Origin of the sequence: Streptomyces sp. NPDC051310, from assembly GCF_044455245.1 — a bacterium.
Taxonomy (GTDB): domain Bacteria; phylum Actinomycetota; class Actinomycetes; order Streptomycetales; family Streptomycetaceae; genus Streptomyces.
In genome coordinates, this window is the sequence record NZ_JBITEO010000029.1 from 80,427 (window position 1) to 90,668 (window position 10,242).

Sequence of the window (10,242 nt, forward strand, 5' to 3'; positions counted from 1 at the left end):
AACACCCCCCCCCCGCGGGGCGAAACCCCGGACCCGGCCCGTCCCCCAACCCCCGCGTCGGGGTTCTGGCACTCCCGCCCGCGGGCGGCCCGGGTGGTCCCCCGCGGGGCCGGCCGGTCCCCATCCCCGAGGAGCCGACATGCGTGTCCTGCTGGTCAACATGCCCTGGTCGCCCATCGACCTCCCGTCCCTCGCGCTGGGAATACTCAAACGGAGCGTGGACGAGCGCGTGCCCGGCGCCGCGGCCGAGGTCCTGCACGCCAATCTGGAATTCACCGACTGGATCACCGCGCGGACCGAATTCACCGGTGACGACTACGAGTACTACGCCCTCTCGTCCTATTTCATGGGCTGCGGCGACTGGGTCTTCTCCTCCGCCCTCTACGACGACCCGCACTGGCGCGACGAGGAGTTCACCGCGGTGATGCGCGGGAAACTCAAGAAGTCCCGTATGGAGATGACCCGTTCGCTGCACCGCGTCGTCCCCGAATTCGTCGACGACATCGCGCGGCGGATCGTCGGCCACTCCCCCGACGTCGTCGGGTTCACCTCCACCTTCCAGCAGAACACCGCGGCCCTGGCCGCCGCCCGCCGGGTCAAGCAGCTCGCCCCGCACATCGTCACCGTCATGGGCGGGGCCAACTGCGACGGTGCCCAGGGCGCGGCCGTGCACCGCAACTTCCCCTTCGTCGACCACGTGGTGCGCGGCGAGGACGAAGCCGCCTTCCCGCAGCTGCTGACCGCGCTCACCGACGGCTCGGACCTCTCCGAGGTGCCCGGGCTGTGCCACCGCGGGCCGGGCGGGGAGAGCCGCGCCAACCCCATGGCGACCCGTCCGCTGCCTCCCGCCGCCATCCTCCCGCCCGACTACGGCGGCTACTTCGAGCGCCTCGCGGCCTCCGTCGCCCGCAACTGGGTCGAGCCCAAGCTCGTCGTCGAGGGCGCCCGCGGCTGCTGGTGGGGCGAGAAGCACCACTGCACCTTCTGCGGTCTCAACGGCTCCTTCATGGAGTTCCGTTCGAAGAGCCCGGACACCTTCTACGAAGAGATCATGGAACTGGCGCGCCGCCACCGGGTCCTGGACATGTACGTCGTCGACAACATCCTCGACATGGGGTACCTCACGACCGTGCTGCCCCGGATCATCGACAGCGAGTACGACCTGCGGCTGCACATCGAGATCAAGGCCAACATGCGCCGGGCGCAGCTCCGTACGCTGGCCGAAGCCGGCATGATCTACGTGCAGCCCGGCATCGAATCCCTCAACCACCGGGTCCTCGACCTCATGGACAAGGGCGTCAGCGGCTGCCAGAACGTCCGGATGCTCCGCGACGGCGCCGAGACCGGCCTCTCCGTCGCCTGGAACTACCTCCACGGCTTCCCCGGCGAGACCGCGCAGGACTACGAACCGGTGATCGCCCAGATCCCGGCACTGGAACACCTCGACCCGCCGGTCGACCTGTCGGCCCGCATCGCCATCGAGCGGTTCAGCCCCTACTTCGAGCGCCCCGAGCTCGGCTTCACCGGCCTGCGCCCGGAGGAGCACTACCGCTTCACCTACGACCTGCCGGAAGAGGAGCTGTACGACCTCGCGTACGTCTTCGAGGCACCGGCCCGGGGGATCGGCGAGCCCGTCGTCACCGCCCTCAACGACGCACTGGCCGCGTGGAAGAAGCACCACGCCGACGCCCGGCTCACCCATGCCGACCTGGGCGACCGGATCGTGCTGGTCTCCCGGCGCCGGGTCTTCGACTGGCGCACCCTGGAGCTCACCGACCCGTTCGAGCGCGCCGTCTTCCGCCTCCTCGACCAGCCGCACACGCCGGCCGCCCTGGCGCGCAAGGCCGCCGGCAAGGTCCCCGGCGCCGCCCGCGACGAGGCCGGCGTGCGGCGGCTGCTCGACTCCTGGCTCTCCCTCGGGATCGTCTTCACCGACGGCGGGCAGTACGTCCAGATCGCCCCGGCCGCCGTCAACGAGGACCTCCTGCGGCTGGACTTCATGCGCCACACGTACGCGGCGGAGGCCGTGCCCGCCGAGCCCGTCCACGTATGACCGCACCCGGAGGAGGAGCACGTCCCATGAGCGCCACCCTGAGCCCGCCCGCCGTCCTCGCCTGGCGCGACTACGATCCCGCCGCCTGCGAACTGCCCGGCATGTTCCTCGGCGAACTCGCCCTGCCCGGCCCCCTGGAGGGCGAGAGCGAGCGGCTGTGGCACCTGGGTGCCCGCCGCGTGCGGCTGCCCGGGACCGTCGACCTCACCGGCGGCGCGGACGCCCTTCGGGCCGCCGGGACGGTGGCCGCGCTGAGCCTGGTGCGGGACCTGACCGCCCGGGCCGTCCTCGTCGAGTGGGACCTGCGGACCGACCCGGCGGACGGGGAGGGCTGGCGGGCCCTCAGCCACCTGCAGCCGCCCCGGCGGATCGAGGGCCCCGCCGGCGCCGACGAGGCCCTGAGCGCCTGGCGGCGCGGCCACTACCTGTGCAAGTGCCTGTGGCGCAAGGGGCCGGGTTTCGTGCAGATCCGGGACCGCCGCTGGGGTGAGTTGCGCCGTTTCACCGCCGACGAGCCGGAGTACGAACGCGCCATCGAGCAGCTCGCGTACGGAGCGCCGGCGGAGCGCGTGCCGCGTGCCGTCCTCGACGACTTCCGCGGCGAGCAGCTCGTCCTCGACGTCGGGCCGCTCGCCTGGTGGCTGCCGTACCGGATCAGCCGCTGGCTCCAGGAATCCATGACGATCTGACGCCGCACGGGCCCGGGCGGGCGCCCCGGCCCGGAGGTGTGCCCGCCCGGCCGTCCGCGGGGCGCTCCCCCGGCCGGACGGGCGCCGTGCGACGCCGTCACGCGGCCGGCGGTGTTGCCGAAGCCTGCTTCCGAGCAGGTCCGTCGGGGGCTGTGTGCTGCTGCCCGCTCCCGGCTCGGTGGAGCGCGCCGCGCGACCGTACCGACGCGTTCCCCCCAGGCGCCGACGATCCGTCGGTGCCCGATGGCGCCGTCCACGAGGAGCCCGAGTCGGAGAGCGAAAAACCGGTGGAGCCGGGCCGCTGTGCGCCGTTACCGTGCTGCCCGACCACGTCGTCTGGGCAAGGACGTTCCGTTGTACACCCTGTGAGACCTCCCGAGTGCTGATCTGTCGCGCGTCGCGCCTGTGCGCCGCGCTCCTTTCTGCTGCGGACTTCTCACTGAAACCGGTGTACTTCTGTGCTCGAAAACTGGGTGGTCGTGCCCACCTGCCTGCCGCTCGTTCGCCGCCGTTGCCACGCGTGCGCGTCCGCGCGCTTCCGGGCAAGCGGCAAATTCCGCGTCAACGCCCATCACAAGCTCATCGACGCCTGGCTCCTCGTGCTCTGTACCGCTTGCGGGGAAACGGCGAAGCTCGCGCTCCTGGAGCGGGCGAACGTGCGCTCGGTACGGCCCGAGCTGCTGGACCGCCTGCATGACAACGACGCCGGCCTGACGGCCGAGCTGCTCCGGGATCCGGTCGTGCAGCGCCGTAACCGCATCGCCCTCGACTGGGACGGCGCCTGGCGCCTCGACACCGGCGGGCCGGGGCACCTGGAACGCGAGGTGGCCGACGTCTCGGTCCGCTTCGCGGCGCGGATCCCCGTCCGGCCGGTGCGGCTGATCGCCGAAGGGTTCGGTCTCGCGCGGGCCGAGGTCGAACGACTGATCGCGGAGGGGAACCTCGTGTCGGCCGTCCGGCTGAGGGGCAGGCTCTCCGGCGACTTCACCTTCACGCTGAAGCGCTGAGCCCTTCCCGGGACCACGGGCCTGTCCGGCATGATCCGCCGGGCAGGCCCTCGTCCCCGAGCCGGCCGGCTCGGCCCGTCGCCCGCGGCAGGGCGCGGACCGCAGCCCGCCGGGCCCGCGCCCGGTGGCGCACCGGTGTCCTCCGGGCCGGTCCGGAGCGGACGGCTCGGCGGCGACGACGGGGCCGCGGGGTACCGTGCGCGGCTACATGCGCGTGCAGGTGAACACGGTACGGCTGTCGCCTTCGACGTGGGCGATGCGGAGCGTGCCCTTGGCGTACTCGACCTGGAGGTTCTGCCCGGTCTCGGACGAGGTGTCGCCCGGTGGCTGCCAGGGCAGCACCAGGGATTCGCTGCGCCCGACCCGGGCGGGCACCCCGAGCGCCGCCACCCGCACCAACTCGTCGGGGTCCTGGGGCGACTCGGGGCCGTGGATGGCCAGGGTGTCGCCCATCAGGGCCCATTGGCCGCCCCAGGGGGCGCCCTGCTGCCGGCCCACGGTGAGCGTCCAGCTGCTGGCGGTGATCTCCGCGGTGAGGACGGCGGCCGTGCCGTTGCCCGCAGGCTCGACGACCACCTTCCAGGTACCGCGCACGAACGCGCTGAAGGCCTGCTCGACGGGGCCCGAACCGCTGCCGGAGCCGGAGGCCGCCCCTCCGCCCCCGCCCCCGGTCCCGGTGCCTGTGCCAGTGTCCGTGCCGTCCGCGGGCTTCCCGCACGCCGCGAGCAGCGACGCCCCCAGACCCACCGCCAGGTACCGCAAGGTCGTACGCCGGCCCACCACACGCGTCACGGCACGGATCCGTCGCAGGTCCCGCATGTCCATCGCTCGTCCCCCGAGGTCTCGGCACAAGATCGGGAAGCAGCGTACATGCCAAGACCGCGCGCACGGGTCACCGCCCGGACGGACGAAGGGGGTCCGGGCGGGCTCCGGCCGACAGGCACGGTGAGCGGGGGCGAGGACTGGTTCGGCGCACAGGGCGGACGTCAGCACGGCGACGGCAGCGGCGACACCCTCAGAGCGTCGGGAAGAGCAGGGCGAAGAAGAGCCACAGCAGCACGGCCCAGAACGCCGCCGCGACCAGGGAGACGAGCAGGGAACTGCGCCATCGCAGCACCAGGAACGGGAAGAGCACCAGGGCGGCCCAATGGCCGGCCACGTCGATGGAGAGACGGGCCGCGTCGGCGAGGGTACTCGCCCGCCCCGCCGCGAGCTGGCGCAGCAGCCGCTGGGAGACGTAGCCGTACAGGCCGAACACCACGGGGAAGAACCACAGCGGCGTGAGCGTCACCAGCTCGGTCTCCGACAGATCGTCGAACATGACCAGGTAGACCACCGCCGCTCCGGCCAGGCCGGTCAGCAGGGCGGTCATGTAGAGGGCGGTCAGGCCCGCCGGCTCGGGCGCTCCGGCCGCGAGGGGGACGGGCGAGGCGTACGGGACGTCGGGGGACGGGGCACGGACGATCCGGTGGCAGTGGGGACAGCGGACGTCCTGGCCCGCGCGGTCGGCCGGGACCGCCAGCACGTGCCCGCACGGCGCGTGGAACTGCTGCTGTCCTGACGTCATGTCTCGCTGTCCTCTCCGAGGGCGCTGCCCGGCGCTGCGCCGTGCCCGTTCGCGGGCCACTGGGAGGACGTCGTCGGAGCGGCGCGCGGTTGCTTGCGCGAGGGCGAGAGATGTCCGACGCGACCGTAACTTCCTGAAGGCGTCAATCGGGAGGGGGCGGCTCGGAATTCGGACGTACTGGGCGGGCCGCGTGGCCGGACACCGCGGACTGTGGTGACACGAGCCCGACCTGCCCCGGAGGGGGTAGCGGAAGCCAGCCCGCCGGTTCGACGGGCCGTCGGACAGCCGGAGGCGTCTGTCCACGCAGTCGTGTTCCACCTGGGGATTTGAGGGGAACGGCGTGGCCTCCGGCTCGCACCGACCTTCATGCAAGTTCTTGCGCAAGTTGGCGAAAATATTTTCAGACAGGCCGCCGCGGCACTGATACTGACGTCGTCTCATTCGACCTTTGAAGGCTGGAGCTTGCATGTCCCCGACCCTGCGTTCAATCGTGTGCGGAGTGCTCGGTCTGGCGCTGTCCGCCGCGGGCTCGACGGCGGCCGTCGCCGCGACGACGAGTGCCGGCGAAGCGGCGCCGGCGTGTGTGCAGTACGCGGCGGGCTGGCGCTACACGTTCGTCAGCAACGGCTGCGACACCGCGCAGCAGGTGACGGTCGAATACCGCGACGGCACCTCGGTACCCTGCCGCACCGCGGCCCCCGGCGACACGGTGACGTTCCCCGGCTACGGCACCAGTGGCAACGAGGTCCTCGGCGTGGTGCTCTGCGGGACGACGCCCGCCTGACGACCGCCACGTCCGCACTGCCCCCGGCACACCACGACCCGGCCGCTCCGGCCGGCGGTGCGCCGGGGGCGGGCGTCATGGCACCCACGGACCTTCCGCGCAACACGGACATCGGGAAATCCACCCCGTCACACGTCTTGCCCTCACCCGGATACCCGGCAGTAACCTTTCGCCACCCTCCCAGGCATCCGTGCCTGATCCGGCGGTCGCTGCGCTCCCCCATCCGCGGCCCGCCTCCAGGTCTTTCCGCGACCCGGGAACGACGCACTCGCCACGCCCCTCCGCCTCAGGCGCAGTCCCGCTCCCTTCCCCCGTGAGGTCACCCGTGAGAAAGCCCGTATCCGTCGTCTTCACGGCCGTCGCCGCCCTGGCCCTGCAGGCGTGGGCCCCCGCCGGCGCGGCCGGCACGTCGGCGTACCGCTCCACGAGCCACCCCGTCCTGTTCGTGCACGGCTACAACGGCGCGGCGTCGAACTGGGACACCATGGCCGGCCGGTTCCGGAACGACGGCTGGCCCGCCTCGCACCTGGACCGGTGGCAGTACGACTCGCGGCAGTCGAACGCCACCACCGCCCAGCAGCTCGCCGCGGAGGTCGACCGGCTTCTCGCCGCCACCGGCGCTTCGAAGGTGGACGTCGTCACCCACTCCATGGGAGGGCTGTCCTCGCGCCACTACGCGAAGCACCTCGGCGGCAGCGAGAAGATCGACGCGTGGGTCTCACTGGCGGGACCGAACCACGGCACGGACGCGGCGGACAGCTGCTTCGACGCCTCCTGCCACGACATGCGCTTCGGGTCCGACTTCCTCACGGCTCTCAACTCCGGTGACGAGACGCCGGGGAGCCCCCGGTACGCGACGTGGTGGTCGCCCTGCGACACCTTCATCAACCCCGACAGCAGCGTGTCCGTCTCCGGGGCCGCCAACCGGCAGACCGCCTGCATAGGACACAGCACCTTCCTCACGGACGCCACGGTCTACGCCCAGGTGCGCGACACGATCAACAGCTGACACACCCCGTCTCCCGGCCCGCCACGCCCAGTCGGCCGGCGGGCCGGGAGTCTGTGGGCCGGGACGGCCCGCCGCGGCCTTCCGGCCGGAAAACACCCGTCGGCATGGCCCGGCGGACCGACCGCCCGGTATGTTGTGGCCTCCCCGGCGTCGAGGGAGGACGAATGGACACGGTCGTCACCACCGTCAAACAGGGCCGCCTGCGCGGACGCGTCACCCGGCAGGTCGCCTCGTTCCTCGGCATCCCGTACGCCGCCGCTCCCGTCGGCGACGCGCTGTACCGGGCGCCCGCCCCGCCGGAGGACTGGGACGGGGTCCGCGACGCGCTCGCCTTCGGGCCGACGGCGCCCGCCCCGGCGTACCCCTCGCCGCTGGACCGGCTGCTGCCCGACCGGCAGGTACCGGGCGAGGACTTCCTCAACCTCAACGTCTGGACGCCCGATCCCGCTGCCGGGGGCCTGCCCGTCTTCGTCTGGATCCACGGGGGCGCCTTCCAGCACGGCTCCTCGGCCGTTCCCACCTACGACGGGCACGCCTTCGCCCGCGACGGTGTCGTCTTCGTCTCCCTGAACTACCGCCTCGGCGTACCGGGCTTCGGGCTCTTCCCCGACGCCCCGGCCAACCGGGGACTGCGCGACCAGCTGGCGGCGCTCGCGTGGATCCAGGACAACATCGCCGCGTTCGGAGGTGATCCGGCACAGGTGACCGTGGCCGGCGAGTCCGCCGGGGCGATGAGCATCACCTCGCTGCTGTCCAGCCGCCACGGCACCGGGCTGTTCCACCGCGCCATCACGCAGAGCGGCGCGGGGCAGGGCTTCGTGACCGCCGAGGACGCGCGGCTGGTCACCGCGGAGACGGCACGGCTCCTCGGAGTGGAGCCGACCGCCCGGGCTTTCACCGCGGTCCCGCAGACGGACCTGCTCGCCGCGCAGCGGCGCGTCTCCGCCGCCCTCGGCTCCCGGACCGGTCCCGGCCCTTTCGGACCGAGCGTGGTGGCGGCCGCGATGCCCTTTCCGCCCGTGGTGGACGACGACATCCTCCCGCGGCCCCCGCTGGAGGCGATCGCCGCCGGCGCGGGTCACGGCGTTCCGCTGCTCACCGGCACCACCACCGAGGAGCAGCGGCTGTTCCTCGTCCCGACCGGCGTCGCCGCGGCCCTCACGCCCGAGGCGCTGCGGTCCATCGCCACACCTGCCGTCGCCGACGCCTACGCCGCGGCCCGGCCCGGTGCGACACCCGGCGACGTGCTGGCCGCGGTCCTCACCGACCGCTACTTCCGGCTGCCCGCGATCCGGGTGGCCGAGGCCCGCGCCGGGGCCGCCGCCGCCACCCACATGTACGAGTTCGCGTGGCGCAGCCCCGTCCAGGAGATCGGCGCCTGCCACGCCGTGGAGATCGGCTTCGCCCTGGACACCCTCGGCCGGACCGGTTCCGAGGGGCTCACCGGCGGGGCGGCCCCGCAGGATCTGGCGCGCCGGATGCACGCCGCCTGGGTGGCGTTCACCACGCACGGCCACCCCGGCTGGGAGCCGTACGACCTCGGGCGCCGTCCCGTCATGGTCTTCGACCACCCGGAACGGGGCGTGGTGGAGGATCCGCGCGGCGGGGAGCGGCGCCTCTGGGGCTGACCGGCCCGGCCGCGGCCGGAGGTTCACGCGCGTACGGCTCGGGGGGGGGGGGGGGGGGGGGGGGGGGGGGGGGGGGCGCCCCCCCCCCCCCCCCCCCCCCCGCCCCCCCCCCTCTCCCTCCGGGTTCAGCGCGCCGCCCGCACTCGGTCATCGTGCGGGCAGCCGCCGGTCAGACGCCGGCGACGCTCTGGATCCAGGCGCGGTACGCGGTCGCGTTCGTGTACGCGGTCGTGGTCTGGCGGTCGCTGGTGGAGGCGACACCGACCTGGACGCCGCCCGCCATCATGGGGCCGCCCGAGTCGCCGCCCGCCGTGATGCCGTTGCCGCGCCGGGCGCAGATGGCGGAGCCGTTGTACGCGTCCCGGCAGGCGCCGGTGACGATGACGTCGGCGACCTTCAGGTAGCGGGACTGGCAGGTGGCCTCGGAACCGCACTGGGAGGTCGCGCCCCAGCCGTACACCTGCACCGTCTGGTTCACCGACACCGAGCCCGGCTGGCCGAGGCGTGCGTAGGTGCCCGACACCGAACGGTCGAGCTTGACGAGGGACAGGTCCGCGGAGGCGTGGTTGTACACACCGACCCCGTTGGCCAGGGTGCCGCCGGTGGTCTGGTCGAGGCTGCCGATGCGGAACGACAGGCCGCCGCCGGCGACGCAGTGCTTGGCGGTGAGGATCCAGGTCGGGGCGATGATCGAGGCGCTGCAGGTCTGCCGGCCGTTGGAGAAGAGCCGGGCCGCCCAGGGGGCGTTGCCGGCGTAGCCGCCGCCGATGATGGGCTGGACCGCGGTCACGGCCGGCGCGGCGGCCGGTGCTTGCGCTTGCGCCACCGCGGTGGGGGCGAGTCCTAACACCGCGAGCGCAGTGGCCGCGAGCGCGGGGATCAGTCTGGCTGTTCGCACGTTCGTCTCCATTGTGTGGGGGTGTGGACGTCCTTCATGAGGACCCGTTCTGCATAGGTATGCAGAAAGCCATGCACGGCCAGGCCGGGGTTTGCCTGTCACGTGCATGTCATTTTGAGCTGTGGCGAATGTGACAGACGGTCCACCGCCGACGCAAGGGGTCGGCGGGAGGCAGTCCGGCGACCCGCGAGCCGGAGACAGCCATGGGTCGACCGAAAGCGCAGTTCATCACGGCCGAATGGGCATCCGGGTCAGCCGGGAGGACAGGGCGGCGACGGTCGCCGGCGGCAGCGACCGGCGCCTCGGACCTTCTCCGGATTCCGGTCGGCGCGGCGCGGGCCCGAGCCGCTACGGCTCCGGGAGAGAAGGGTGCGCCACTCCGGACTATCCGCGTAGAGATACCGTTTGCGGAATAGTCGGGGTATTCGCTTGGTCTGGACCAGTGTGCGGGGAAAGGTCCTGTCACCGGTCCCGGACCGCATGCCTGTGGGGGGGGGGGGGGGGGGGGGCGGGCGGGCCGGGGGGGGGGCCCCCCCCGCCCCCCCCCGGCGCCCCCCCCCCCCCCCCCCCACAACCGAAGACGCACCAAAACCACAACCAACAACGA

Annotated in this window: 9 protein-coding genes; 6 read left to right on the top strand and 3 right to left on the bottom strand. The window is 73.0% G+C overall.

Going from position 1 to position 10,242, the window contains the following annotated elements; genetic code table 11:
- Positions 1 to 139: 139 nt before the first annotated feature.
- From ACIA79_RS30525 to ACIA79_RS30535, 3 genes are all read left to right on the top strand, one after another.
- Entirely contained in the window at positions 140 to 2,053 is a 1,914-nt protein-coding gene (locus ACIA79_RS30525; RefSeq protein ID WP_399431634.1) for a RiPP maturation radical SAM C-methyltransferase, read from the top strand.
- Positions 2,054 to 2,079: 26 nt separating this feature from the next.
- Positions 2,080 to 2,742 carry a DUF5825 family protein gene (locus ACIA79_RS30530; RefSeq protein ID WP_399431635.1) on the top strand — a complete coding sequence of 221 codons (663 nt, stop codon included), beginning with the start codon at positions 2,080 to 2,082 and terminating at the stop codon, positions 2,740 to 2,742.
- Between the two features lie 458 nt (positions 2,743 to 3,200).
- A complete protein-coding gene (locus ACIA79_RS30535) occupies positions 3,201 to 3,749 on the top strand; it encodes a DUF1062 domain-containing protein (RefSeq protein WP_399431636.1) in 549 nt (182 codons plus the stop codon).
- Positions 3,750 to 3,953: 204 nt separating this feature from the next.
- Here ACIA79_RS30535 and ACIA79_RS30540 read toward each other — a convergent pair whose 3' ends face one another.
- Positions 3,954 to 4,541 (bottom strand): hypothetical protein, encoded by a 588-nt coding sequence (locus tag ACIA79_RS30540; RefSeq protein ID WP_399431637.1) that lies wholly within the window; start codon positions 4,539 to 4,541, stop codon positions 3,954 to 3,956.
- A 223-nt stretch (positions 4,542 to 4,764) separates the two neighbouring features.
- Positions 4,765 to 5,316, bottom strand: coding sequence for a hypothetical protein (locus tag ACIA79_RS30545; protein WP_399431638.1), 552 nt, complete (start codon positions 5,314 to 5,316; stop codon positions 4,765 to 4,767).
- A gap of 466 nt (positions 5,317 to 5,782) precedes the next feature.
- On the opposite strand from ACIA79_RS30545, the gene ACIA79_RS30550 reads away from it, so the two are divergent.
- The 3 genes from ACIA79_RS30550 (at position 5,783) to ACIA79_RS30560 (ending at position 8,737) form a co-directional block, all read left to right on the top strand.
- Positions 5,783 to 6,100 (top strand): alpha-amylase, encoded by a 318-nt coding sequence (locus ACIA79_RS30550; RefSeq protein WP_399431639.1) that lies wholly within the window; start codon positions 5,783 to 5,785, stop codon positions 6,098 to 6,100.
- 325 nt (positions 6,101 to 6,425) lie between these two features.
- Positions 6,426 to 7,109, top strand: coding sequence for an esterase/lipase family protein (locus tag ACIA79_RS30555; RefSeq protein ID WP_399431640.1), 684 nt, complete (start codon positions 6,426 to 6,428; stop codon positions 7,107 to 7,109).
- A gap of 164 nt (positions 7,110 to 7,273) precedes the next feature.
- On the top strand, positions 7,274 to 8,737 hold the full coding sequence (locus ACIA79_RS30560) for a carboxylesterase/lipase family protein (RefSeq protein ID WP_399431641.1): 1,464 nt from the start codon (positions 7,274 to 7,276) through the stop codon (positions 8,735 to 8,737).
- A 169-nt stretch (positions 8,738 to 8,906) separates the two neighbouring features.
- Here the strand turns inward: ACIA79_RS30560 and ACIA79_RS30565 are convergent, their stop codons facing one another.
- Positions 8,907 to 9,635 (bottom strand): S1 family peptidase, encoded by a 729-nt coding sequence (locus ACIA79_RS30565; protein ID WP_399431642.1) that lies wholly within the window; start codon positions 9,633 to 9,635, stop codon positions 8,907 to 8,909.
- Positions 9,636 to 10,242 lie beyond the last annotated feature (607 nt).

What these genes read in the sequence shown, in the direction of transcription:
- ACIA79_RS30525 (WP_399431634.1), top strand. Translation starts at nt 140, where the DNA reads ATGCGTGTCCTGCTGGTCAACATGCCCTGGTCGCCCATCGACCTCCCG.
- ACIA79_RS30530 (WP_399431635.1), top strand. Translation starts at nt 2,080, where the DNA reads ATGAGCGCCACCCTGAGCCCGCCCGCCGTCCTCGCCTGGCGCGACTAC.
- ACIA79_RS30545 (WP_399431638.1), bottom strand. Translation starts at nt 5,316, where the DNA reads ATGACGTCAGGACAGCAGCAGTTCCACGCGCCGTGCGGGCACGTGCTG.
- ACIA79_RS30550 (WP_399431639.1), top strand. Translation starts at nt 5,783, where the DNA reads ATGTCCCCGACCCTGCGTTCAATCGTGTGCGGAGTGCTCGGTCTGGCG.
- ACIA79_RS30560 (WP_399431641.1), top strand. Translation starts at nt 7,274, where the DNA reads ATGGACACGGTCGTCACCACCGTCAAACAGGGCCGCCTGCGCGGACGC.